The organism is Burkholderia sp. BCC1988 (assembly GCF_905339895.1).
In the GTDB taxonomy this organism is placed as follows: domain Bacteria; phylum Pseudomonadota; class Gammaproteobacteria; order Burkholderiales; family Burkholderiaceae; genus Burkholderia.
This window is the reverse complement of record NZ_CAJPHA010000005.1, coordinates 163,513-186,296: the sequence shown is the minus strand read 5'-3', so window position 1 is coordinate 186,296 and position 22,784 is coordinate 163,513. Positions and strand designations below refer to the sequence as shown.

22 protein-coding genes are annotated in these 22,784 nt (G+C 68.1%); 15 read left to right on the top strand and 7 right to left on the bottom strand.

Going from position 1 to position 22,784, the window contains the following annotated elements:
• Nucleotides 1-252: 252 nt before the first annotated feature.
• Nucleotides 253-804 (bottom strand): hypothetical protein, encoded by a 552-nt coding sequence (locus U4012_RS09175; RefSeq protein WP_321797883.1) that lies wholly within the window; start codon nucleotides 802-804, stop codon nucleotides 253-255.
• 248 nt (nucleotides 805-1,052) lie between these two features.
• Nucleotides 1,053-1,877 carry an IclR family transcriptional regulator gene (locus U4012_RS09170; RefSeq protein ID WP_185500306.1) on the bottom strand — a complete coding sequence of 275 codons (825 nt, stop codon included), beginning with the start codon at nucleotides 1,875-1,877 and terminating at the stop codon, nucleotides 1,053-1,055.
• Nucleotides 1,878-2,532: 655 nt separating this feature from the next.
• Between U4012_RS09170 and U4012_RS09165 the strand changes: the two genes are divergently transcribed.
• Complete coding sequence (locus U4012_RS09165; RefSeq protein WP_044845006.1) at nucleotides 2,533-3,381, top strand: ureidoglycolate lyase; 849 nt, start codon at nucleotides 2,533-2,535, stop codon at nucleotides 3,379-3,381.
• A 195-nt stretch (nucleotides 3,382-3,576) separates the two neighbouring features.
• On the opposite strand, the gene U4012_RS09160 is transcribed toward U4012_RS09165, so the two are convergent.
• A complete protein-coding gene (locus U4012_RS09160; protein WP_321797878.1) occupies nucleotides 3,577-3,960 on the bottom strand; it encodes a VOC family protein in 384 nt (127 codons plus the stop codon).
• Between the two features lie 255 nt (nucleotides 3,961-4,215).
• On the opposite strand from U4012_RS09160, the gene U4012_RS09155 reads away from it, so the two are divergent.
• On the top strand, nucleotides 4,216-4,869 hold the full coding sequence (locus tag U4012_RS09155; protein WP_321798135.1) for a CGNR zinc finger domain-containing protein: 654 nt from the start codon (nucleotides 4,216-4,218) through the stop codon (nucleotides 4,867-4,869).
• A 67-nt stretch (nucleotides 4,870-4,936) separates the two neighbouring features.
• On the opposite strand, the gene prpR is transcribed toward U4012_RS09155, so the two are convergent.
• Nucleotides 4,937-6,925 (bottom strand): propionate catabolism operon regulatory protein PrpR, encoded by a 1,989-nt coding sequence (gene prpR, locus U4012_RS09150; protein WP_321797876.1) that lies wholly within the window; start codon nucleotides 6,923-6,925, stop codon nucleotides 4,937-4,939.
• Between the two features lie 170 nt (nucleotides 6,926-7,095).
• Between prpR and prpB the strand changes: the two genes are divergently transcribed.
• The 7 genes from prpB (at nucleotide 7,096) to U4012_RS09115 (ending at nucleotide 15,186) form a co-directional block, all read left to right on the top strand.
• Complete coding sequence (prpB, locus tag U4012_RS09145) at nucleotides 7,096-7,989, top strand: methylisocitrate lyase (RefSeq protein ID WP_044845010.1); 894 nt, start codon at nucleotides 7,096-7,098, stop codon at nucleotides 7,987-7,989.
• Between the two features lie 116 nt (nucleotides 7,990-8,105).
• On the top strand, nucleotides 8,106-9,278 hold the full coding sequence (prpC, locus tag U4012_RS09140) for a 2-methylcitrate synthase (RefSeq protein ID WP_044845011.1): 1,173 nt from the start codon (nucleotides 8,106-8,108) through the stop codon (nucleotides 9,276-9,278).
• Between the two features lie 81 nt (nucleotides 9,279-9,359).
• On the top strand, nucleotides 9,360-11,957 hold the full coding sequence (gene acnD, locus U4012_RS09135; RefSeq protein ID WP_321797872.1) for a Fe/S-dependent 2-methylisocitrate dehydratase AcnD: 2,598 nt from the start codon (nucleotides 9,360-9,362) through the stop codon (nucleotides 11,955-11,957).
• A gap of 26 nt (nucleotides 11,958-11,983) precedes the next feature.
• On the top strand, nucleotides 11,984-13,174 hold the full coding sequence (prpF, locus tag U4012_RS09130; RefSeq protein WP_321797870.1) for a 2-methylaconitate cis-trans isomerase PrpF: 1,191 nt from the start codon (nucleotides 11,984-11,986) through the stop codon (nucleotides 13,172-13,174).
• A gap of 322 nt (nucleotides 13,175-13,496) precedes the next feature.
• Nucleotides 13,497-14,549, top strand: coding sequence for a CaiB/BaiF CoA-transferase family protein (locus tag U4012_RS09125; RefSeq protein WP_321797868.1), 1,053 nt, complete (start codon nucleotides 13,497-13,499; stop codon nucleotides 14,547-14,549).
• A 117-nt stretch (nucleotides 14,550-14,666) separates the two neighbouring features.
• Nucleotides 14,667-14,915: a type II toxin-antitoxin system Phd/YefM family antitoxin gene (locus U4012_RS09120; protein WP_124529169.1), complete on the top strand. Its 249-nt coding sequence runs from the start codon at nucleotides 14,667-14,669 to the stop codon at nucleotides 14,913-14,915.
• Complete coding sequence (locus tag U4012_RS09115; protein WP_124529171.1) at nucleotides 14,905-15,186, top strand: type II toxin-antitoxin system RelE family toxin; 282 nt, start codon at nucleotides 14,905-14,907, stop codon at nucleotides 15,184-15,186. Before U4012_RS09120 ends, U4012_RS09115 begins: the two co-directional genes overlap by 11 nt.
• A gap of 64 nt (nucleotides 15,187-15,250) precedes the next feature.
• Here the strand turns inward: U4012_RS09115 and U4012_RS09110 are convergent, their stop codons facing one another.
• The gene (locus U4012_RS09110; RefSeq protein WP_044845017.1) at nucleotides 15,251-15,694 is read right to left on the bottom strand and encodes a PaaI family thioesterase; all 444 of its coding nucleotides are present in this window, start codon (nucleotides 15,692-15,694) and stop codon (nucleotides 15,251-15,253) included.
• Nucleotides 15,695-15,963: 269 nt separating this feature from the next.
• Between U4012_RS09110 and U4012_RS09105 the strand changes: the two genes are divergently transcribed.
• Nucleotides 15,964-17,592, top strand: coding sequence for a methyl-accepting chemotaxis protein (locus U4012_RS09105; RefSeq protein ID WP_321797863.1), 1,629 nt, complete (start codon nucleotides 15,964-15,966; stop codon nucleotides 17,590-17,592).
• Here the strand turns inward: U4012_RS09105 and U4012_RS09100 are convergent.
• Nucleotides 17,565-18,674, bottom strand: a complete 1,110-nt coding sequence (locus U4012_RS09100; RefSeq protein WP_321797861.1) for an AGE family epimerase/isomerase — start codon at nucleotides 18,672-18,674, stop codon at nucleotides 17,565-17,567. The two genes, U4012_RS09105 and U4012_RS09100, sit on opposite strands and share 28 nt — an antisense overlap.
• 114 nt (nucleotides 18,675-18,788) lie before the next feature.
• Here U4012_RS09100 and U4012_RS09095 point away from each other — a divergent pair, with 114 nt between their 5' ends.
• The 4 genes from U4012_RS09095 to U4012_RS09080 all read left to right on the top strand — a co-directional run bounded on the left by U4012_RS09095 (nucleotide 18,789) and on the right by U4012_RS09080 (nucleotide 22,076).
• Nucleotides 18,789-19,487 carry an MgtC/SapB family protein gene (locus U4012_RS09095; RefSeq protein ID WP_321797859.1) on the top strand — a complete coding sequence of 233 codons (699 nt, stop codon included), beginning with the start codon at nucleotides 18,789-18,791 and terminating at the stop codon, nucleotides 19,485-19,487.
• A 104-nt stretch (nucleotides 19,488-19,591) separates the two neighbouring features.
• On the top strand, nucleotides 19,592-21,034 hold the full coding sequence (locus U4012_RS09090) for a flagellar hook-length control protein FliK (RefSeq protein WP_321797857.1): 1,443 nt from the start codon (nucleotides 19,592-19,594) through the stop codon (nucleotides 21,032-21,034).
• Nucleotides 21,035-21,209: 175 nt separating this feature from the next.
• On the top strand, nucleotides 21,210-21,365 hold the full coding sequence (locus U4012_RS09085; protein WP_167359264.1) for a hypothetical protein: 156 nt from the start codon (nucleotides 21,210-21,212) through the stop codon (nucleotides 21,363-21,365).
• 231 nt (nucleotides 21,366-21,596) lie between these two features.
• A complete protein-coding gene (locus U4012_RS09080) occupies nucleotides 21,597-22,076 on the top strand; it encodes a GNAT family N-acetyltransferase (RefSeq protein ID WP_124486078.1) in 480 nt (159 codons plus the stop codon).
• A 194-nt stretch (nucleotides 22,077-22,270) separates the two neighbouring features.
• Here the strand turns inward: U4012_RS09080 and U4012_RS09075 are convergent, their stop codons facing one another.
• Nucleotides 22,271-22,489, bottom strand: a complete 219-nt coding sequence (locus U4012_RS09075) for a hypothetical protein (RefSeq protein ID WP_185702624.1) — start codon at nucleotides 22,487-22,489, stop codon at nucleotides 22,271-22,273.
• Here U4012_RS09075 and U4012_RS09070 point away from each other — a divergent pair.
• Nucleotides 22,488-22,724 (top strand): hypothetical protein, encoded by a 237-nt coding sequence (locus U4012_RS09070; RefSeq protein ID WP_124520069.1) that lies wholly within the window; start codon nucleotides 22,488-22,490, stop codon nucleotides 22,722-22,724. The two genes, U4012_RS09075 and U4012_RS09070, sit on opposite strands and share 2 nt — an antisense overlap.
• Nucleotides 22,725-22,784 lie beyond the last annotated feature (60 nt).

Sequence of the window (22,784 nt, the reverse complement as noted above, 5' to 3'; positions counted from 1 at the left end):
CCCTGGTGAGCCTTTCCGGGAGGGCCCGGTGAGCATCTCCGGGAGGCATCGGTGAGAACATTCGGGAAGGGGTTGGTGAGCGTCTCCGGGGGCTTCAGGTGAGCTTTTCCGGGATGTCTGGGTGAGCGTTTACGGGACGCTTCGGTGAGACTTTTCGGGAGCTTGCAAACGCAGTGCTCCGGCTGGCGCGGCGCCGGTTGTTGCCGGCGTCCGGCCGGTGCGGGCACGCATGAACCGTGCCCGCAGCAGCGTTTATGCAGCGAGTTTCGATGCCGCGTCGTTCACCTGCTCACGCGAAATCGCGAGTTCTTCGAGGTGCGCGTCGGCATAGATGCCGCCGGTTTCGCGCTCGAGGCGGGCGATCGTCAGCGCGCAACGCGCGATGTCCTTCGGCATCGCGATGAAGCGCTTGACCGATTCGCCGGACGTGAATGCATCGAACAGCGCGCCGCGCACGTCGTCCGGAAGCGTCTTGGTCCATTGGTACGGCTTGCCGTTGTACGTGATCGACGGCGGCAGCGTGCGTTCCTTCTTGGTGGCCGTGATGAGGCCGTAGGTACGTGCGGCGTCGCCAATCTGCTCGGGCGAAAAGAGTTCGTCGGGCGTGATGTCGAACTGCTCGATGTAGTTCTCGATCGCCCGCATCGCTGCGGCACGGTCGTCGCGCTTCTTCTGCGCGCGCGCGACGATGTCGCGCAGCTCGTCCGCTTCCTCGGACGTGATCGTGAAGCTCGCCTGCTTCTGCTGAAGTTCGGAGAAACGCTGGAATTCTTGATCGTTCAGAAGTTTGGCCATGACATCCATCGGATACGACGGCCGCGACAGCCGGCCGCCGTAGTTTTTGAGAGGGCCGCTATTCTAGCGTAGCGCGGCGTCCGCGCATCCGGAAACGGTCTGCGGAATGCCGGTACGAACGCCTGCGCGACCGGCTCGCATCGCATACCGCGTGGGCGGCGTCGCACCGGCCTGCCCGACCCGCTGACCGAACGACCGCCCGCCGCGCCCGCCCGCTCGCCCGACCAATTTCAACCCGGTCGCCCGCTCGACAACAATCAGCAAGTCTCCGCGCGGCACATCGACAACTGGCCTGCCGTATCGCGCAGCCTTGCGACGACCACCTCCACGGACGGCGCCATGTGCGCGTCGATCCGGCGCATGTATGGGCAGGTCAGCACCGCGATCGCATGGCCGGCCGGGCCGAGGATCGGCGCGCTCAGGTCGGTGACGCCGTATGCCTGGCGGCTGTCCTGGCGCACGTAGCCGGACTGGCGGATGGACTGGCACGCGTGCGCGAGTTCCTGCTCGTTCATCGGCGTTTCACCCTTGACCTTGCGATGCTCGACCAGCATGTGCGCGCGCTGCTCGGTACCCTGGAACGACAGCATCACGCGTCCCGACGCCGTATCGGCAAGCCCGACGCGCGAGCCGAGCCGCACCGACACGCCCCACGGGCCGGGGCCGTCCACCTGTGCGATCACGAGCAGGTTGCCGCGATCGTAGACGGTCAGATGGCACGACTGTTCGGCCGCATCGGCGAAGCGCTGCATCAGCGGCAAGGCCTCGGCGATCAGCCGGTTCATCGGCGGATGGCGGTGCGCGAGCGCGAACAGTTTCAGGCTGAGCGTGTAACGGTCGCCGCCGCTCGAGCGCATCACGTAGCGGCGCGCGACGAGACGTTCGAGCATCCGGTAGATCTCGCTCGCGTTGCGGCCGAGCTCCTTCGTGATTTCGGTGCGGGTGAGCCCTTCCTTTTGTTCCGACAGGAGTTCGAGAATGTCGAGCCCCTTGTCGAGGGCGGGTGCGCGATAGCGGTCGGCTGCGCCCATCGACGCCCGTGCGTCGCTGCCGGGGAGCGGGTTATTGGTCGTTTGCGTCATGGTAGGAAGTCCGGGAATGGCCAATCGGTTGGCGACGCACGCTGGCCGGTTTGCACGCAGATTCGCGAAGCCGCAGGCGGATGTGACTGCCGTCCGGACGAGCCTGACAATAAACGTTCAGTGTGCAATGCGGCGTCTTTTTGTCGATCGTTGTCCAGCAAGAACGGATTACGTGCCGTTCCCGATGACAGGGTCGTAAGAAATATTCGACATTCATCTTTCGGTATCGAAGGACCGCGGCATTGGGCGTAAAGCCGGATGGTTCGGCGGCCCCGATGCTGCTGTGCAATCTCCGCAGGCGCACCAATAGTCGGTATCCGTCGCGCGCCATTTCACGGCGGGCCGCCGATGGTACAAAGAGCGGCGGGCCAGCGACGGTGCGGCCGCGCGTGAAGCCGACCGGCACCGGCCGGCACATGGCGCGGAGGCCGGGCCGTCGTCGCCGATGCGCAGACCGGCGGCCGCCCGTTCGATGCGCGTCGCACCCGGTGCGGCGCCGCGATCGCTGCGCCTGCGCGAGCCTCGCGTGTCGATTGGCCTGCCGGATTCGGGGGCTGACGCGCGTCATCGACGATCGGCATTCAGTCCGGCGCGTGGCCGTCAGCGGCCGCGTCGGCCGGTATCCTGTCACATTCGACAACAGAGGTTGAGCACGATGAAACTGCTTCGCTATGGCCCGTCGGGCCAGGAAAAGCCCGGTATTCTCGACGCGGACGGCCGGATTCGCGACCTGTCCGCGCACGTGCCGGATCTTGCCGGCGATGCGCTGTCCGACGCCGGTCTCGCGCGCCTGCGCGCGATCGACCCGGCCACGCTGCCGCTCGTCTCCGGCGAGCCGCGCATCGGCGCCTGCGTCGGGCGCGTCGGCAAGTTCATCGGCATTGGTCTCAACTATGCCGATCACGCAGCCGAAGCCGGCATGCCGGTGCCGAAGGAACCCGTGGTGTTCGGCAAGTGGACCAGTTCGATCTGCGGCCCGAACGACGGCATCGACATCCCGAAGGGCTCCGTGAAGACGGACTGGGAAGTCGAACTGGGCGTCGTGATCGGCGCGACGTGCAAGGACGTCGACGAAGCGCGCGCGCTGGATTACGTCGCCGGCTACTGCGTCGTCAACGACGTGTCCGAGCGCGAGTGGCAGATCGAGCGCGGCGGCCAGTGGGACAAGGGCAAGGGCTTCGACACGTTCGGCCCGATCGGCCCGTGGCTCGTCACGCGCGACGAGGTGCCCGATCCGCAGCGCCTCGACCTGTGGCTCGAGATCGACGGCCACCGCTATCAGAACGGCAACACGCGCACGATGGTGTTCACCGTCGCGCAACTGATCGCCTACCTGTCGACCTGCATGACGCTGCAACCGGGCGACGTGATCACGACCGGTACGCCGCCGGGCGTCGGGATGGGCATCAAGCCGTCGCCGGTGTTCCTGAAGGCGGGTCAGACGGTGCGCCTCGGGATCGCGGGGCTCGGCGAGCAGTTACAGAGCACGCGCAACGCGCAGTGAGCGCTCGCGCGGCGCGGGCGAGGCTGGCGGACGTAACCGGCCGGCTATCCGCCAGCGCCGCCGGACCCGTCGCCGGATCGCCGGCGGCGACCGACGCGAGTCGAACGCCGACCCCGATGCAACAAAGACAAGGGCCCGGTTCCGCATGACGCGGAACCGGGCCCTTGTCGTTCATCCGCGTTGGGACTCGGCGGATCAGACGACGTTGCCCAGCTCGCAATGGGCTTCGAGGCGATACCCGTCGGGATCGATGACGAACGCCGCGTAATAGCCGGGGCCGTAGTGCTCGCGTTTGCCCGGCCCGCCGTTGTCCTGTCCGCCGTGCTGCAGCGCGGCGCGGTAGAACGCATCGACTTCCACCGGCGACGCTGCGTGAAACGACAGGTGCAACCCTGAATCGGGATCGGCGACGACCGGACGCGCCGCGTGCTGCAACCACAGCACCGGTTCGCTGGTGCCGTAGCCGAGGGATCCGTCGTCGCTGTACAGCCGCTTGTAGCCGAGCGCGCCGAGCGTGCTGTCGTAGAACGCGCGGCTGCGGTCGATGTGGGCAACGCCGAACGAAAGGTGATCGATCATCTGTGGCTCCTTGAACTGAAGGGGGGCATCAGTGCAGCAAACCTGCTTACAACCACCAGGCCATCCGCTTGTGGCGAAGCGCGCCCAGCATGCTGTCGTGGAACGCGCGGCTGCGGCCGGTGTGGACAACGTCGTGCGAAAAACGATCGATTATCTGTGGCTCCTTGAACTACAGAGGGGACATCGCAGCAGCAAACCCGTTTTTAACCACCATGCTGGTTATGTTAGGAAGCGCCCGGATGCTTGTCAACCGGCATGGTGGTTAGATACGATCGCGTCATGAGCAAAACGCAACCTTCCGTCACGACGGACTGCCTGGTTCCGGCCCCGTCCGAAACGTTGAGCATCGATTTCGCGAACACGCTGTACTGGCGTGGCGCCGACGTGCCGACCGAAACCTTCGGCACGCTGGACGACCTGTTCGCATGGTGCCGCGAGCAGGCGGGCGTACCGGCCGGCCTGGCCGACGCATGTCGCGTCCGTGAGCAGGAGACAGAGAAGGGCGACGAGCCGGCGACGCTGGCGCGCGCGCTCGCGTTGCGCGAGGCGCTTTACCGGCTCTTTCACGCGCAGGCCGAGCGGCGCGAGCCGCAGGCCGACGATCTCGCGCTGCTGAGCGGGTTCCTGGTGGAAGCGGCGCCGCGCGTCGCGCTCGCGCGGATCGACGGCGGCTATGCGTGGCGGATCGGCGCAGCAGGCGCGACGCTCGCGGGGCTGCTGAGTCCGGTACTGTGGTCGGCGATCGACCTGCTCGGCGGCGCGCGGCTTGCGAAGGTCAAGCGCTGTGCGAACGACGAATGCCAGTGGCTGTTCATTGACGACAGCAAGAACGGCAGCCGCCGCTGGTGCTCGATGTCGTCATGCGGGAATCGCGCGAAGGCGTATCGCCACTATCACAAGGCCGAGTGACGGCGGCGCGTGTCCGGCGCGTCACGCCTCCATCGTGCGAATCCCGCCCGAACCTCGAATCCCGAACCTATTGCGCCGATAACTTCCGCCACAGCGTCGTCTTGCTGATGCCGAGCATCGCGCACGCGCGATCGCGATCGCCGCCGCACGCATCGAGCACCGCGCGGATCTCGTCGGCTTCCGCGCGACGGCGGCGCGCGTGGAGCGTCTGCGCGTCGGTGGCGTCGGCATCGGCCGCATCGGGCGGCGCCGCGAACAGCTCGGGTGCGATCGCCTGCAGCGCATCGGGCGCGAGTGCCGCGCACGCGGCGCCCGGATCGTGCTCGTCGACCTCCTCGGCCAGTTCCACCGCGATCCGCTCGACCACGTTCTGCAGTTCCCGCACGTTGCCGGGCCAGCGGTAGCGCGCGAGCGTCGCCTGCGTCGCGCCGAGCACGCGCATCGCATCGTCGGCCTCGCGTATGCGTTCGGCCAGCCGCGGCTCGCGCCGCGCGGCCTGCACGAGCAGCGTGGCGGCGAGCGCCGGAATGTCGGCGGCGCGCTCGCGCAGCGGCGGCAGGCCGACGTTCAGGATGTTGAGCCGGTAATACAGGTCCGCGCGGAACGTGCCGCCCTCGACGGCCGCGAGCAGCGGCCGGTGCGTCGCGGCGATCACGCGCACGTCGATGCGGATCGGCTCGGTCGAGCCGAGACGGATCACCTCGCGCTCCTGCAGCACGCGCAGCAGCCGGCTTTGCAGCGACGGCGGCATCTCGCCGATCTCGTCGAGAAACAGCGTGCCGCGGTGCGCGGCCTCGAACAGCCCGGTCTTGCCGCCGCGCCGCGCGCCGGTGAACGCGCCTTCCTCGTAACCGAACAGCTCGCTCTCGAGCAGCGCCTCCGGAAATGCGCCGCAGTTGATCGCGACGAACGGATAGCTGCGCCGCACCGACAGCGCGTGCAGGCTCTGCGCGATCATTTCCTTGCCGGTGCCGCTTTCGCCGAGCACGAGCACGGTCGCATCGGATTTCGCGTAGCGGCGCACGAGATCGCGCACGCGCGCCATCGGCGCGGACGCGCCGACCACGTCGTCGAGCGTGTAGCGCGCCGCGAACTGCTGCGTGTTCGGCTGCGAACGCAGCGCGCGGTCGAGCCGTTCGACCGCGCGCGATTCCTGGAACGTCAGCACGCTGCCCGACGTGACGCCGCGATCGACGAGCGGCCCGCGATGCACGACGTATCGCACGCCGCGCACGGTCGCGAGCGCGTCGCCGTCCTCGCCGCGCAGCGTGCGCAGTTCCGGACGCAGGTCGACGAGCGCGCGGCCGACGGCCGCCGCGGGTTCGACCCCGAGCGCCGACGCGAGCCGTTCGTTGATGGCTTCGACGCGGCCGCGCGCGTCGAGCGCGACCACGCCGTCGCGCAGGTGCTGCAGCAGGTTGTCGAGCCGCTGGCGGCGAAACGCCTCGGCGTGCGTCGCGTACGCGACCTCGAGCGCCGTCTCGACCGCCTTGCGCACCGACGCGTGCGAATACAGGAACACCGCGCCCATGCCGGCGCTCGCCGCGAGATCGGTGACGAGGCCGGGGCCGACGATCGTCTCGATGCCGCGGTCGTGCAGGTCGTGCACGCAGGCTTCCGCTTCCTGCGCGGACTGATATGACGCAAACTGCACGTCGAGACCGTAGGCGGCGACGAAGCGGCGCACTTCGGGCGGCGTCTCGCCGGCGCTGACGAGCGCGATCCGCGATGCGTCGCGCCGCGCGCGCGCGAGCGCCTGCATCACGTCGAAGCCGGTCGGCGACACGACCACGACCGGCACCTGCGCACGCGTTTTCAGGAAGCCGCCGTTCGAGCCGGCTGCGACGATCACGTCGGGGCGCGCGGTGCCGGCCTCCGCGATCGCGCTCAATGCGTCTTCGTACGCGCGCGTGACGATGCGCACGTCGGCGCGTTCGTCGAATTCGCCGGCGATCTCGCGAAACAGGTCGCGCAGGCGGCTGATGCCCATCGCCCAGATGCGCGGACGCACCGTGCGGTCGGCCGGGCCGACGGGCTTGGTCGAGGAGAGGTCCATGGCGACCGATTATGCGCGCGCGATTTCATTTTTGAAACCCGAAATTGCTGAAATGAAATCATCGGGCGCTGCCTCGCCCGTGCCGGTTGCTTAAGAATCAGTGGGTTAGCCCCGATTCACGAGCTGGCCCGGTCCTTGCTGTTCATGGTCATTCCTTCAGGAGGCCGTTCATGAGCAACACGCATCTTCAGAGCGCCGGCGCGAAATTCCGCGCGGCAGTCGCGGCCGAGCAGCCGCTGCAGGTGGTCGGCGCGATCACCGCGTACGCAGCCAAGATGGCGCAGGCCGTCGGCTTCAAGGCCGTGTACCTGTCGGGCGGCGGCGTCGCCGCGAATTCGCTCGGCATTCCCGATCTCGGCATCAGCACGATGGAAGACGTGCTGATCGACGCGAACCGGATCACCAACGCGACCGACCTGCCGCTGCTCGTCGACATCGATACGGGCTGGGGCGGCGCGTTCAACATCGCGCGCACGGTCCGTTCGTTCATCAAGGCCGGTGTCGCGGCCGTCCACCTCGAGGACCAGGTCGGCCAGAAGCGCTGCGGCCACCGTCCGGGCAAGGAAGTCGTGCCGACCGACGAAATGGTCGATCGCGTGAAGGCCGCGGTCGACGCGCGCACCGACGACCAGTTCGTGATCATGGCCCGCACCGACGCGGCCGCCGCCGAAGGAATCGACGCCGCGATCGAGCGCGCGATCGCCTACGTGGAAGCCGGCGCGGACATGATCTTCCCGGAAGCGATGAAGACGCTCGACGACTATCGCCGCTTCAAGGCCGCCGTGAAGGTGCCGATCCTCGCGAACCTGACCGAGTTCGGCTCGACGCCGCTGTTCACGCTCGACGAGCTGCGCGAGGCGAACGTCGACATCGCGCTGTACTGCTGCGGCGCGTATCGCGCGATGAACAAGGCCGCGCTGAATTTCTACGAGACGCTGCGCCGCGACGGCACGCAGAAGGCGGCGGTGCCGACCATGCAGACCCGCGCCGAGCTGTACGACTTCCTCGGCTATCACGCGTACGAGCAGAAGCTCGACGAACTGTTCGCGCAGGGCAAGAAGTAACGCGGCCCGCGCGCCGGGACACGGTTCCCGGAACGCTTTGCATGAAGCCGGGCCGCGCGCACGCGCGCCGCGCCCGGCCGACGTGACACCCCAGATACCCATTGGAGAACGGAAACATGAGCGAGACGAAAGACGCAGCAGCACCGGCCGCCGCAGGCGCATTCAAGCCGAAGAAGTCGGTGGCGCTGTCGGGCGTGACGGCCGGCAACACGGCGCTGTGCACGGTCGGCAAGACCGGCAACGACCTGCACTATCGCGGCTACGACATTCTCGACGTCGCCGAATCGTGCGAGTTCGAGGAAATCGCACACCTGCTCGTGCACGGCACGTTGCCGAACCTGACCGAACTCGCCGCGTACAAGACCAAGCTGCGCGCGCTGCGCGGCCTGCCGAGCGCGCTGAAGGCCGCGCTCGAGCAGATCCCGGCGTCGGCTCATCCGATGGACGTGATGCGCACCGGCGTGTCGGTGCTCGGCACCGTGCTGCCGGAGAAGGACGATCACAACCTGCCGGGCGCGCGCGACATCGCCGACCGCCTGATGGCGTCGCTCGGCTCGATGCTGCTGTACTGGTATCACTTCTCGCACAACGGCAAGCGCATCGAGACGGAAACCGACGACGACTCGATCGGCGGTCACTTCCTGCACCTGCTGCACGGCAAGACGCCGTCGAAGTCGTGGGTCGACGCGATGCACACGTCGCTGATCCTGTACGCGGAGCACGAGTTCAACGCGTCGACGTTCACCGGCCGCGTGATCGCGGGCACGGGTTCGGACATCTATTCGGCGATCACCGGCGCGATCGGCGCGCTGCGCGGGCCGAAGCACGGCGGCGCGAACGAAGTCGCGTATGAAATCCAGAGCCGCTACAGCTCGCCGGACGATGCCGAAGCCGACATCCGCCGCCGCGTCGAGAACAAGGAAGTCGTGATCGGCTTCGGCCACCCGGTCTACACGATCTCCGATCCGCGCAACAAGGTGATCAAGGGCGTCGCGCACAAGCTGTCGAAGGAAGCGGGCGACCTGAAGCTGTACAGCATCGCCGAGCGCCTGGAATCGGTGATGTGGGACGCGAAGAAGATGTTCCCGAACCTCGACTGGTTCAGCGCGGTGTCGTATCACATGATGGGCGTGCCGACCGCGATGTTCACGCCGCTGTTCGTGATCTCGCGCACGTCCGGCTGGAGCGCGCACATCATCGAGCAGCGCGTCGACAACAAGATCATCCGCCCGAGCGCGAACTACACGGGTCCGGAAGACCTGCAGTTCGTGCCGATCGAGAAGCGCTGATCTTCGGCCGCGCGCGCCGGCGCCCGTGATGCGGGCCGCCGGCGCGCGCGCAACGTCTTACCCCGAATTCCGCCCCACATCATGAATACCGCCAACCGCAAACCCCTGCCCGGCACGTCGCTGGACTACTTCGACGCGCGTGCCGCGGTCGAAGCGATCGCTCCCGGCGCATACGACACGCTGCCGTACACGTCGCGCGTGCTCGCCGAAAACCTCGTGCGCCGCTGCGATCCGGCGATCCTCGCCGAGTCGCTGAAGCAGATCATCGAGCGCAAGCGCGAACGCGACTTCCCGTGGTTCCCGGCGCGCGTGGTGTGCCACGACATCCTCGGCCAGACGGCGCTCGTCGATCTCGCGGGCCTGCGCGACGCGATCGCCGAGCGCGGCGGCGACCCGGCCAAGGTGAACCCGGTCGTGCCCGTGCAGCTGATCGTCGACCACTCGCTCGCCGTCGAGTGCGGCGGCTTCGATCCCGACGCGTTCGCGAAGAACCGCGCGATCGAGGATCGCCGCAACGAGGATCGCTTTCACTTCATCGAGTGGACGAAGAAGGCGTTCGAGAACGTCGACGTGATCCCGCCGGGCAACGGCATCATGCACCAGATCAACCTCGAGAAAATGTCGCCGGTGATCCAGGTCAGCGGCGACGGCGTCGCGTACCCGGACACCTGCGTCGGCACCGACAGCCACACGCCGCACGTCGACGCGCTCGGCGTGATTGCAATCGGTGTGGGCGGCCTCGAAGCCGAGAACGTGATGCTCGGCCGTGCATCGTGGATGCGCCTGCCCGACATCGTCGGCGTCGAGCTGACCGGCAAGCGCCAGCCCGGCATCACCGCGACCGACGTGGTGCTCGCGCTGACCGAGTTCCTGCGCAAGGAAAAGGTGGTCGGCGCGTACCTGGAATTCCGTGGCGAAGGCGCCGCGAGCCTCACGCTCGGCGATCGCGCGACGATCTCGAACATGGCGCCCGAATACGGCGCGACGGCCGCGATGTTCTTCATCGACGGCCAGACGACCGACTACCTGCGCCTCACCGGCCGCAGCGACGAGCAGGTGAAGCTGGTCGAGACCTACGCGAAGGCGGCGGGCCTGTGGGCCGATACGCTGAACGATGCGCAATACGAGCGCACGCTGACGTTCGACCTGTCGAGCGTCGTGCGCAACATGGCCGGCCCGTCGAACCCGCACAAGCGGCTGCCGACGTCCGACCTCGCCGCGCGCGGGATCGCCGGCCAGTGGGAAGAGAAGGCGGGCGAGATGCCCGACGGCGCGGTGATCATCGCCGCGATCACGAGCTGCACGAACACCAGCAACCCGCGCAACGTGATCGCGGCCGCCTTGCTCGCGCGCAACGCGAACGCGCGCGGTCTCACGCGCAAACCGTGGGTGAAGAGCTCGCTCGCGCCGGGCTCGAAGGCGGTCGAGCTGTATCTGGAAGAAGCGAACCTGCTGCCGGAGCTCGAGAAGCTCGGCTTCGGCATCGTCGCGTTCGCGTGCACGACCTGCAACGGGATGTCGGGCGCGCTCGATCCGAAGATCCAGCAGGAGATCGTCGAGCGCGACCTGTACGCGACGGCCGTGCTGTCGGGCAACCGCAACTTCGACGGCCGTATCCACCCGTATGCGAAGCAGGCGTTCCTCGCGTCGCCGCCGCTCGTCGTCGCGTATGCGATCGCTGGCACGATCCGCTTCGACATCGAGAAGGACGTGCTGGGCCACGACCAGGACGGCAAGCCCGTCACGCTGAAGGACATCTGGCCGACCGACGAGGAGATCGACGCGATCGTCGCATCGAGCGTGAAGCCCGAGCAGTTCCGCAAGGTCTACGAACCGATGTTCGCGCGCGCGGCCGATGCGGGCGAGCGCGCGGCGCCGCTGTACGACTGGCGCGCGCAGAGCACGTACATCCGCCGCCCGCCGTACTGGGAAGGCGCGCTGGCCGGCGAGCGCACGCTGAAGGGCATGCGCCCGCTCGCGGTGCTCGGCGACAACATCACGACCGACCACCTGTCGCCGTCGAACGCGATCCTCGCGAACAGCGCGGCCGGCGAATACCTCGCGAAGATGGGCCTGCCGGAAGAAGACTTCAACTCGTACGCGACGCACCGGGGAGACCACCTGACCGCGCAGCGCGCGACCTTCGCGAACCCGACGCTGATCAACGAGATGGCGGTTGTCGACGGCGCGGTGAAGAAGGGCTCGCTCGCGCGCGTCGAGCCGGAAGGCAAGGTCATGCGGATGTGGGAAGCGATCGAGACGTACATGAATCGCAAGCAGCCGCTGATCGTGATCGCGGGCGCCGACTACGGCCAGGGCTCGTCGCGCGACTGGGCTGCGAAGGGCGTGCGGCTCGCGGGCGTCGAGGCGATCGTCGCCGAAGGCTTCGAGCGGATCCACCGCACGAACCTGATCGGGATGGGCGTGCTGCCGCTCGAGTTCAAGCCGGGCACGAACCGCGCGACGCTCGGCATCGACGGCACCGAGACCTTCGACGTGATCGGCGAGCGTACGCCGCGTGCCGATCTCACGCTGGTGATTCACCGCAAGAACGGCGAGCGCGTGGACGTGCCGGTGACGTGCCGGCTCGATACGGCCGAGGAAGTGTCGATCTACGACGCGGGCGGCGTGCTGCAGCGCTTCGCGCAGGACTTCCTCGAATCGTCGCAGGCGGCTTGACCGGGTCATACAGGGACAACGCAAACATGGCTCACATTCCTCAAATCAGGATTCCCGCGACCTACCTGCGCGGCGGCACCAGCAAGGGCGTGTTCTTCCGGCTGCAGGATCTGCCGGATGCCGCCCAAGCGCCGGGCGCCGCGCGCGACGCGCTGCTCTTGCGCGTGATCGGCAGCCCCGATCCGTACGGCAAGCAGATCGACGGGATGGGCGGCGCGACGTCGTCCACCAGCAAGACGGTGATCGTGTCGAAGAGCACGCGGCCGGGGCATGATGTCGACTATCTGTTCGGGCAGGTCGCAATCGACCGCGCGTTCGTCGACTGGACCGGCAACTGCGGCAACCTGTCGGCGGCGGTCGGCCCGTTCGCGATCAGCGGCGGCCTCGTCGATGCGTCGCGCGTGCCGCGCGACGGCGTCGCGACCGTGCGGATCTGGCAGGCGAACATCGGCAAGACGATCGTCGCGCACGTGCCGGTCACGAACGGCGCGGTGCAGGAGACGGGCGATTTCGAACTGGACGGCGTCACGTTCCCGGCCGCCGAAGTGCAGCTCGAGTTCATGGACCCGGCCGCCGACGAAGAGGGCGCGGGCGGCTCGATGTTCCCGACCGGCAACCTGGTCGACGACCTCGCCGTGCCGGGCATCGGCACGCTGAAGGCGACGATGATCAACGCGGGGATTCCGACCATCTTCGTCGAGGCGGAAGCGATCGGCTATACGGGCACGGAGCTGCAGGACGCGATCAACGGCGACCCGAAGGCGCTCGAGAAGTTCGAGACGATCCGCGCGCACGGTGCGCTGCGCATGGGGCTGATCGACACGCTCGACGAGATCGCGACGCGGCAGCATACGCCGAAGGTCGCGTTCGTCGCGAAGCCGGCCGACTATGTCGCGTCGAGCGGCAAGCGCGTGAATGCGGGCGACGTCGACCTGCTGGTGCGGGCGATGTCGATGGGCAAGCTGCACCACGCGATGATGGGCACGGCGGCGGTCGCGATCGGCACGGCCGCGGCGATCCCCGGCACGCTCGTCAACCTTGCGGCGGGCGGCGGTGAGCGTAATGCGGTGCGCTTCGGGCATCCGTCGGGCACGCTGCGCGTCGGCGCGGAAGCGCAGCTCGAGAACGGCGAATGGACCGTCACGAAGGCGATCATGAGCCGCAGCGCGCGCGTGCTGATGGAAGGCTGGGTGCGGGTGCCGGGGGATGCGTTCTGAGCTTTCCGCGGTTCGTGCGTGCAGCCCTGCAGCGCTGAACAGGACCGATCCCTGCGAAGCGGACCCGCTGCGCAGGGATTTTTTCGTTTGGCGCATGCGTGACGAAGGCAATTCGCTATTCAACGCGTGGGATCGGTGACCGTACCGGTGCGCGGAAGCGTGCCCCGGTCGTGACGCACGGATCCGCGCTGGCGTGAGTCATCGCAGATCGATCCCAAAGCATGGGACCCACGTGAGCACTAAAGCGCAAACGTGGATCGACCGCGAAGCATGGGATCCACGTAAGCGCTAAAGCGCTAACGTGGATCGACAGGAGAATCGCATGTCGCTTGATGCGCCGCTTGCCGGCGTCCACATCGTCGAATTCGAAGGCCTCGGTCCCGGCCCGCTCGCGGGCTGGATGCTCGCCGGGATGGGCGCGCGCATCACGCTGATCGCGCGTCCGGCGGGCCGCACCAGCGCACCGGACGCGCTGCAGGCCCGCGACGGCGACCTGCTGCGCGAAGGCAAGACGATCGTCGAACTCGATCTGAAGACGCCGGCCGGCCGCGACGCGGCGCTCGCGCTGATCGCGCAGGCCGACGCGCTAATCGAGGGCCTGCGTCCCGGCGTGATGGAACGCCTCGGCCTCGGGCCCGACGATTGCGCGCGCCACAACCCGAAGCTCGTGTATGGACGCATGACGGGCTGGGGCCAGGACGGCCCGCTCGCGACGGCCGCCGGGCATGACCTGAACTACGTCGCGCTGACGGGGCTGCTGTCGCTGTCGGCACCGCGCGACGGCCGGCCCGGCGTGCCGCCGACCGTCGTCGGCGATGCGGGCGGCGCGCTCGGGCTCGCGTTCGGGATCGTCTGCGCGCTGTTCGACGTGCGCGGCGGCGGCCCGGGGCGCGTGGTCGACGGCGCGATCGTCGACATCGTGTCGATGCTCGGCTCGCTCGCGTTGTGGGCACGCGCGAACGGGCAGCTCGATGGCGCGCGGCCGAGCCTCTTCCACGATGCGCCGTTCTACGACGTGTATCGCTGCGCGGATGGCGAATGCGTGACGATCGGCGCGCTCGAGCCGCCGTTCTATGCGTTGCTGGTCGAGCTGCTCGGTTTGAGCGACGTCGATCCGGCGTCGCAGTACGATCGCGCGCGCTGGCCGGCGCTGAAGGCACGTTTCGCGGAGGTGTTCGCGCAGCAGCCGTCCGCGCACTGGCGCGCGCTGCTCGAAGGGACGGACGCGTGCTTCGCGCCGTTGCTGAGCGTGGCCGAAGCGCTGGAGCATCCGCACAATGCGGCGCGCGGGATCTATCGAACTGACGAGAACGGGAACGTGCGGGCGCGTGTGGCGCCGCGTTTTTTGCCACTGGCGGGCGATGGGGCCGAGTAGCGCGTCGAACCTCACGGTTCGGGAGCAAACCTGGTGTGGTCCGTAGAGCATTCAGGATGGAGCTAAATTTGGTGCTAAATAAGGTACAATAAAAATTCAATCGAACCAGGAGCGAGCATGCCCCACACCATTCTGGCCAGCGTGACGGCGAGCGTTTCGGAGCTGAAGCGGAACCCGATGGGAACCGTGGCGGCGGGCGAGGGCTTCCCGGTCGCGATCCTGAATCACAACGAACCCGCGTTCTATTGCATCCCGGCGAAGACATGGGAGGCGATGGTCGAACGTCTCGAAGATATTGAAGACAACGCGCTCGCCGATTCACGCGCCAAGGGGAAAGTCGTCAAGGTCAACCTGAATGACCTTTGAGCTCGCCTTTCTCGAACCTGCATTGAAGGAGTGGAAGAAGCTCGATCGCACCGTTCGCGATCAGTTCAAGGCGAGAATTGCCGAACGGCTCGAAAATCCTCGCATTCCTTCGGCGAAACTGCACGGTCATCCGGACCGCTACAAGATCAAGCTGCGCAGTGTCGGCTATCGCCTCGTGTACGAAGTGCGCGAGGCGGAGGTCGTGGTGCTGGTGGTCGCTGTGGGGCGTCGCGAGCGCGATGCCGTCTATCTCGCTGCGATGAAACGCTAGCGCGACACGCGTTGCGGCTTCGGCGTTTCGCGGCTTATCTCATCGAGCCGGCCGGCGGCGCCCGTCACGCCGTCTCCTCCCGCGCATCCGGCATCTTGCCGTCGCCGACGCGGTTGATCGTGCCTTGCGCGATCGCGACGAGCCGCTCGTGGTCCCCGTCGATGACGAACACATGACACTGGCAGGTCGCCTGGTGCCGGCCCGCGTAGACGACCTTCGCGCGCGCAACGAGCGTGCCGTTCACGGCCGGCCGCAGGTAGTTGATCTTGTATTCGGCGGTGATGACGCGCGGGCCGAGCACCAGCGCGCCGGCGAACGTCAGCGCGTTGTCGGCGAGATAGCCGATCACGCCGCCGTGCACGAAGCCGTGCTGCTGCCGCAGTTCTTCCCGCACGGGCAGGCACAGCGACACTTCGTTGTCGCCGATATGCATCAGCTCCGTGCCCAGCAGCATGCTGAACGGTTGCGCGCGCAATGCGCCGCGCGCGTGGTCCGTGATGTCCGTCATCGACTTCCCCAATGCGTGTCCGCTTGCGCTGAACTCTAGGAAGGGGGCCGCGGATAAGCAAGGAAATTCGTCCGCATTTCATGCAGATGCCAGCGCGATGCGACGTGATGATTGCGTCGAACGCGCATGTTGTCCTCGTTTGCCGGCGATTCGACGGGAATGGTGGGGACTGGCCGGGCGCCTCTCGCCGGATGTTCCTAAAGTCCGACGAAGAAATGCCGCTAATGCCGGGGCATTGCTTCATCGTCGGCTCTCCAGGAATCTCCCCCATGTTCGGAAAAATCAAGCTCGCGTCGGGTCTGCTCGGCGTGTTGACCGTGTTTTGCCTCTTTCTGTTCGCGATCGAGGCGCTCGGCTTCTGGGCGCTCGCGTCGACGCGCAGCGGCGTCGACGATCTGTCGAACGTCGCGATCGCGCAGGTCGACGCGGCCAGCCAGGCGACCGAGCGCCTGCTCGACGCCCGCGTGAACCTGTCGCGCGCCGGCACGCGGATGGTGCGCGGCGGCCCGAAGCCCGACGAGATCATCCGTCATGCCAGCGCTTCGCTCGGCGAAGCGGACAAGGCGTTCGCCGCGCTGACGGCCGCACAGGCCGTCGACGCGACGAACCGCGCGCGCGTCGCGGCGCTCGCCGAGCGCTATCGCGCGCTGCGCGGCGCGCTGGGCGAACTCGTGCAGTTCCTCGACGCCGACAACATCCAGGCGTTCCTCGACCAGCCGACCCAAGGCTTCCAGGACGCGTATCTCGCCGAACTGCACCGCTTCGCCGACTACGGCGGCGCGTCGAGCCGCGACGCGCTCGCCACGATCGACAGCGGGATGCAGTGGTTCAAGTGGGTCGGCATCGTGCTGCTGGTGGCGATGCTCGCGGCAAGCGCGGCCATCTACGCGGCCGCGCGGCGCGCGGTGGTCGCGCCGCTGGACGAAGCCGGCCGCCATTTCGAGCGGATCGCGCAGGGCCGGCTCGACGAAGCCGTGCGGGCGGGCGGCGTGTTCGAGATCGACCGGATGCTGCGCGGCCTCGCCGCGATGCAGGCGAGCATCGCGGACACCGTGCGCACCGTGCGTCACGCATCTGACGCGATCCACCTCGGCGCGGGCGAGATCGCCGGCGGCAACGCGGACCTGTCCGCGCGCACGGGCACGCAGGCCGCGTCGCTCGAGGAAACCGCCGCGAGCATGGAGGAACTGACCGCGACCGTGCGCCAGAACACCGACAGCGCACGTGCGGCCAGCGCGCTGGCCGACGCGGCGCTCGACGCGACGCGCCACGGCGGCGGCGTGGTCGACAGCGTGATCGACCGGATGCGCGGCATCGCGCAGAGCTCCGGGCGGATCGCGGAGATCATTTCGGTGATCGACGGCATCGCGTTCCAGACCAACATCCTCGCGCTGAACGCGGCGGTCGAGGCCGCGCGGGCCGGCGAGCAGGGTCGCGGTTTCGCGGTGGTCGCGGGCGAAGTGCGCTCGCTCGCGCAGCGCAGCGCGCAATCGGCGAAGGAGATCAAGGCGCTGATCGAGGAGTCGGTCGCGCAGATCGACGGCGGCTCGGAACTCGTCGAACGGGCCGGCGACGCGATGCGGACGGTCTCGGCGTCGATCACGCGGGTCGTGCAGACGATGTCGGAGATCACGGCCGCGTCGGTCGAGCAGACCGTCGGCATCGAGCAGGTCAACCAGGCCGTCACGCAAATGGACCAGCTGACGCAGCAGAACGCGGCACTGGTGGAGGAAGTCGCGGCGGCGGCTGCGTCGCTGAACGACCAGACCGCGCACCTGATGCAGGCGGTGTCGGTGTTCGAACTGGGCGACGCGCGCGCGGCTCGCGGCGTTCGCGACGTTCGCGGGTCGCCGTCGCCGGCCGACGCCGGTTACGAAACGGCGGGCAGCGCCGCGTAAGCGGTCGCGAGGTGGTAGGGCGTCGTCGACGGCATGTCGGCGCGCGACACCTGCCCGTCGGCCGTCTTGCACTCGAACCAGCCGCGCGGATGCAGGAAGCGCGCGGCGAAGCGCTCGATCTGCCGCGCGAGCGGCGCGGACGCCGGCGTGCCGCCGTGCGTCGCGAGCGCGCGCAGGTATTCGGTCTGCGCCCAGATCCGCTGCGTGCCGTCGAGGCATGCGCCTCGTGCGTCGACCGCCGCGCACACGGCGCCCGTCTGCGGATCGACCCCGTGCTGCTCGGCGAACGCGAACGCGCGCGCGAGTGCGTCGGGCAGCCCGGTTTGCGCGAGGCGCGCGCCGGCCGCGTCGACCAGATAGAACCACTCGAACTGATGGCCGGGCTCGAAGCGGTTGTCGGCCGCCCCGAGCGGCAGCTCGGCGACGCAGCCGGTCACGGTATCGATGAACGTGCGTTCGACGGCCTGCGCGGTGCGCGCGAGCGCATCGTCGAACGCCGCGTCGCCGAACGCATCGGCGGCCGCGAGCCACGCTTCGGTCAGGTGCATCAGCGGGTTTTGCAGCGCGCCGCTGCCCGACGACGAGAAATCGGCGTGACGCGCGGCGTCGAGCAGCGCGTCGCCCGGCTGCGGCGCGAAGCGGTCCTGGATCAGCGCGGCGGTGTCCTCGGCGGCCGCGCGCGCCGCGGCGTCGCCCGACGCCGCATGCCACGCGGCACACGCGAACACGACGAACGCATGCGTATAGAGGTCCTTGGTCGTGTCGAGCGGCGCGCCTTGCGCGTCGACGCTGTAGAACCAGCCGCCGTGGCGCGGGTCGCGGAAGCGGCCGCACAGCGAGTCGAACAGCGTGGCCGCGTGCGCGATGTTGCCGGCCTGCGCGAACACGAACAGCTGCCGCGCGCAGGCCATGGCGCGATAACGGGTGACGGGCAGCGGTGCATGGCTGGCCGGATCGACGGCCTCGAACGGTAGCCGCAGCGTGTGGTCGAACCCTGAACCCTGCCAGATCGGCAAGACGACGTGCGCGAAATGACGGCGCAACTGGGCGGCCTGGGCGGAAGCGGAGTCGGAAACGGACATGACGGGGTTATGCGCTTGGATCGAAACGTGTCGGCGCGGCCCGGAGGATCGGCGCGGCCGGGGCCAAGGATAAAACATTCCGCGCGGCCGACGCCAAAAAAGGAGAAAAATCGGATGCTCGACAACCTGGAACTCGTGATGCGGCTGGTTCTCGCGGCGGCGCTCGGCAGCGTCATCGGCTTTGAGCGCGAGCGCCTTTCCTGGGCGGCCGGCCTGCGCACGCACATGCTGGTCTGTGTCGGTTCGACGCTCATCATGATCGTGTCGGCATTCGGTTTCGCCGATGTGCTGGGCAGCGGCGACCACGTCGTGCTCGATCCGTCGCGGATCGCCGCGCAGGTGGTATCGGGGATCGGTTTTCTCGGCGCGGGCTCGATCCTGCTGCGCGGCGAGATCGTGCGCGGGCTGACGACGGCCGCGAGCCTGTGGTCGGTCGCCGCGATCGGCCTCGCGGTGGGCGGCGGCCTGTACGTCGCGGCGATTGCCGCGACGCTCATCATCCTGATCATCCTGGCCGGCATCAAGCCGCTCGAGCGGCGCTACTTCACGGTGCGGCAGCGGCGTCAGCTCGCGCTGACGGTGGTGAGCGGCGCGCTGACGTTCGATTCGCTGCACGCGGCGCTCGGCCCCGACAGCGCGCGCGTGAAGCAATTCATCGTGCAGCGCGCCGACGACACGGGCGAGCACGACGAGGTGCGCATCGCGCTCGGGCGCGTGTCGGATCTCGAATACCGCGCGATCTGCGACAAGCTGCGCGGGCTGTCGTGCGTGACGCGATTCGAGCAAGGCGGCGGGTTGCCGGGCGACGAATAGACGGCATCCGATCGGCCGGATCGGCGATCGGTCATGCGACAATGGCCGGTCACTGATTCCGTTCGACCTTCGGTTCCGCGCTCGCGGGCCTGCAATCCGACTCCATGACCGAATCCGTTTCCGTGCCTCGCTCCCGTTCCCATTCCCGCTCCGACCGTTCATCGGCCCGTTCGCGCCCGCGTTCCGTCGCGGCCGCGGCAGACACCGCCGCCAAGGCAACCGCGCGGTCCGGCAACGCGGGCGGCGATGCGCCGCGGGACGAACACACGCTCGACCTGTTCGGCGATCCGGTGCGCGAGCCGGCTGCGCGTGCGCCGGCCGTCACGCGTGATGACGCGGTGGCGGACGCCGAAACGGTGGCCGCCGTTGCGGACGGCGAGGACGCCGCTCGGCAGGCGACGCTGGACGGATTCGCGACGCCGGGCGCCGCTGCCGGGGCGGTCGAGCCGGCGCCCGACGTCGCGACGGCGACGGAGTCGGCTTCGACGCGTGGAAACGGCGATGCGGTCGGTGCAGATGTCGTGCCCGCGCCCGCTGCAGACACGACGAAACCTGGCGGGGCGCGGCTGTCCGATGGTGGCGGCGCGCCCGCAGCTGGTGAGTCGGCAACGGGCGGCGGCCAGATGAAGGCCGGCAGCGTGTCGGAAGCCGGCGGCGCGGCCGGGACGAACGCCGATCGTTCGACCGCGAATGCCGATGCGGTGGGCGGTGCGGTCGAGGCCGTCATCGCCGATCGTCTCGTGAAAGCGGGCGGGGAGGCCGAAGGTGCCGCCGTGCCGGTCGCACACGATGACGCGGCGCGGGCGCCCGGCGAGACCACGAAGGGGCGTCGCGCATCCTCCGGCGGCAAGCGACGTGCGACTGCCGGCACGCGCGAAGCGGCAGCGCCAGCGGTGCGCAGTGCGCCGGGAGCAGCGCCTGTCGGCGCCGGGGCGGAGGCGACTCCGGCGCAGCACACTGCGCCGTCCGCCGAACCGCAGGCGACCGCCGAACCGCAGGCGAGCGCCGAACCGGCCGGGCCGGTCGCTGCCGCGATTGCCGCGAGTACCCGTGATGCTGCGCGAGCAGCCGCAGCACCGGTCTCGCCGGTCGTGCAGCCGGTGGCGTCCGCGGCGTCGTTCGTGACGAAGCCGTCGGCGGATCGCGCGCAACCGGCCGCGTCGAGCGGGCCAGCCTTCGATCCCGACACGCATCTGCGCCCGCTGTCGGATCGGCTCGCCACCCTGCAGGCCGACACGGCCGGCATGAAGCAGGCGGCCGATCGCGAGATGCGTCGCGTCAACCGGCTGCTGCTGGCGCTGGCGATCGTCGTGTTCGCGGGGCTCACCGCACTGGTGCTGCAAACACGGCAGATCGCGCACCTGAAGCAGGAGCTGGATGCCCGGCAACAGCGGATCGACCGGCTGGCTGCCGATCTGTCGACGCAGCAGGCAACGCTGATGACGCTCGCGGAACACCACGAAGCGATGCTGTCGCAGGTCGACCGGCTGCAGCGCAATGCGAACCGTGAGGCGACGGCCGCGAAGCGCGCGCGTCGAACGCACTAAATCGTCCGACCCTACCTGCAAACCCCGGCCTGGCAAGGCGCGTCGCGGGAGACCGTCCATTGGCCGTTGCACGGGTGCGGCAAACTGATGCGGCGCGCTGGCAGAGTTCAGGGAAAACCCTTAGAATGAAGTCCATCTAAGGGAAAACCCTAGCGCCATCTGTCAGGAGTCTCACATGAGCTTCATTCTTGCCCTGCTGCAAAAGATCGACGACCTGTTCGTCTCCCCGCACCTGCCGCTCGACGCGGAATATTCGTACGCTGCGCGTCGCGCCGAAGCCGAGCGCGTGCGTCGTGCGAACCTCGTGCCGATCGTCCTGTATCGTCGCTGATTCGCTGATTCGCTGATTCGCTGATTCGCTGATTCGCTGATTCGCTGATTCGCTGATTCGCTGATTCGCTGATTCGCTGATCCGCTGATCCGCTGATCCGCTGATCCGCTGATCCGCTGATCCGGCGCAGCGCTCGCCGCGACTGCCTGCCCGCTTTCCGCCGTCGCATCGCGCGCCGGTGTGACCGTCCCGCTACACTGGAAGTCCGACTTCCCTCGCGACACCCGGGCCATGCTGCAGATGCGGCCGATGACGGCCGGTGAATTCCACGCATACCGTACGCGCGCCATCGACGGCTACGCGCGCGATCTCGTGTCGTCCGGGCAGAATGCGGCCGACGACGCGGCGAGCCGCGCCCGCGCCTGCTTCGATACGCTGCTGCCCGACGGCCTGCTCACTTCCGGCCAGACACTCGTCCAACTGATCGACGCTGCCAGCGGCGACACGGTCGGCGATCTCTGGTACGCGATCGTGCCCGAAGGGCCGAACCGCACGCTGTTCATCTACGACCTCGACATCGTCCCGTCCCGGCGCCGCCAAGGCTGGGCCACACGCGCGCTCGATGCGCTGGAGGCCGAGGCGCGCCGCCATGGCGTCACCGAGATCGGGCTGTCGGTGTTCAATCACAACACGGCTGCCCGTGCGCTGTATCGGGCGTGCGGCTTCGCGCCGATCACGACGACGCTGATCAAGCCGGTCGTCTCTGGCTAACGACGAAGATTCGACACCGCAGGCGCAACGTTTTCGTTTCGACACGATTTGACGTAAGCACACGCGTGGGCCGTGGCGCGCTCTGGACGGGCCCGCGAGCCCGATTTGGTCTTTTGAACGCGGGGCGCCCAACCTGCATGGCAACCGAAATCCAGTGTGGATCCTATGATGAGCGGGCCAACAGTTTGGCGTACTCATACGCAGCATGGGGCGATCACCGACTGACCATTCATGTCATGCCCGGAACCCGAGCGTTCGGTCGCGGTGGATTCTTCATCCATGGTGGCACGAACGCGGGATCTGCCGGATGCATCAATCTTCATTCCGGAATGGAAAATTTCGTTCGAGACATCGAGGCGGCGACGAAGGACGCGCCCGAGTGCTACGTTCCACTGACGATTCAATACTGACATGCGAAAACGCCCGTTGCATATCTTGATTGGTGTGGCGCTGCTGATTTCGATCCTGCTCGTTTTTGCGTTCAACGCGATCAATCTCGAAGAGGCATACGGCGACGGACCACCCTACTACGCGCGGACGACCAATATGGACAAGTGGACGAATCCGCTCCCGTTGCTGGGTATTGTCGATGGCGCAATGCTGGTCGCGATCGGCGCGTATTGTTTCTGGATTCGTCGAAGCCGTTGAATCCTGCGCGCGGCGGCGAGCGTGCGGGTTGCAGTCCCGCCCGTTTTCGCGCCGCGCCGG

Coding starts and splice junctions, on each gene's coding strand:
- U4012_RS09175 (WP_321797883.1), bottom strand. CDS start 804: ATGGATGTCATGGCCAAACTTCTGAACGATCAAGAATTCCAGCGTTTC.
- U4012_RS09170 (WP_185500306.1), bottom strand. CDS start 1,877: ATGACGCAAACGACCAATAACCCGCTCCCCGGCAGCGACGCACGGGCG.
- U4012_RS09165 (WP_044845006.1), top strand. CDS start 2,533: ATGAAACTGCTTCGCTATGGCCCGTCGGGCCAGGAAAAGCCCGGTATT.
- U4012_RS09160 (WP_321797878.1), bottom strand. CDS start 3,960: ATGATCGATCACCTTTCGTTCGGCGTTGCCCACATCGACCGCAGCCGC.
- U4012_RS09155 (WP_321798135.1), top strand. CDS start 4,216: ATGGTGGTTAGATACGATCGCGTCATGAGCAAAACGCAACCTTCCGTC.
- prpR (WP_321797876.1), bottom strand. CDS start 6,925: ATGGACCTCTCCTCGACCAAGCCCGTCGGCCCGGCCGACCGCACGGTG.
- prpB (WP_044845010.1), top strand. CDS start 7,096: ATGAGCAACACGCATCTTCAGAGCGCCGGCGCGAAATTCCGCGCGGCA.
- prpC (WP_044845011.1), top strand. CDS start 8,106: ATGAGCGAGACGAAAGACGCAGCAGCACCGGCCGCCGCAGGCGCATTC.
- acnD (WP_321797872.1), top strand. CDS start 9,360: ATGAATACCGCCAACCGCAAACCCCTGCCCGGCACGTCGCTGGACTAC.
- prpF (WP_321797870.1), top strand. CDS start 11,984: ATGGCTCACATTCCTCAAATCAGGATTCCCGCGACCTACCTGCGCGGC.
- U4012_RS09125 (WP_321797868.1), top strand. CDS start 13,497: ATGTCGCTTGATGCGCCGCTTGCCGGCGTCCACATCGTCGAATTCGAA.
- U4012_RS09120 (WP_124529169.1), top strand. CDS start 14,667: ATGCCCCACACCATTCTGGCCAGCGTGACGGCGAGCGTTTCGGAGCTG.
- U4012_RS09115 (WP_124529171.1), top strand. CDS start 14,905: ATGACCTTTGAGCTCGCCTTTCTCGAACCTGCATTGAAGGAGTGGAAG.
- U4012_RS09110 (WP_044845017.1), bottom strand. CDS start 15,694: ATGACGGACATCACGGACCACGCGCGCGGCGCATTGCGCGCGCAACCG.
- U4012_RS09105 (WP_321797863.1), top strand. CDS start 15,964: ATGTTCGGAAAAATCAAGCTCGCGTCGGGTCTGCTCGGCGTGTTGACC.
- U4012_RS09100 (WP_321797861.1), bottom strand. CDS start 18,674: ATGTCCGTTTCCGACTCCGCTTCCGCCCAGGCCGCCCAGTTGCGCCGT.
- U4012_RS09095 (WP_321797859.1), top strand. CDS start 18,789: ATGCTCGACAACCTGGAACTCGTGATGCGGCTGGTTCTCGCGGCGGCG.
- U4012_RS09090 (WP_321797857.1), top strand. CDS start 19,592: ATGACCGAATCCGTTTCCGTGCCTCGCTCCCGTTCCCATTCCCGCTCC.
- U4012_RS09085 (WP_167359264.1), top strand. CDS start 21,210: ATGAGCTTCATTCTTGCCCTGCTGCAAAAGATCGACGACCTGTTCGTC.
- U4012_RS09080 (WP_124486078.1), top strand. CDS start 21,597: ATGCTGCAGATGCGGCCGATGACGGCCGGTGAATTCCACGCATACCGT.
- U4012_RS09070 (WP_124520069.1), top strand. CDS start 22,488: ATGCGAAAACGCCCGTTGCATATCTTGATTGGTGTGGCGCTGCTGATT.
- U4012_RS09075 (WP_185702624.1), bottom strand. CDS start 22,489: ATGTCAGTATTGAATCGTCAGTGGAACGTAGCACTCGGGCGCGTCCTT.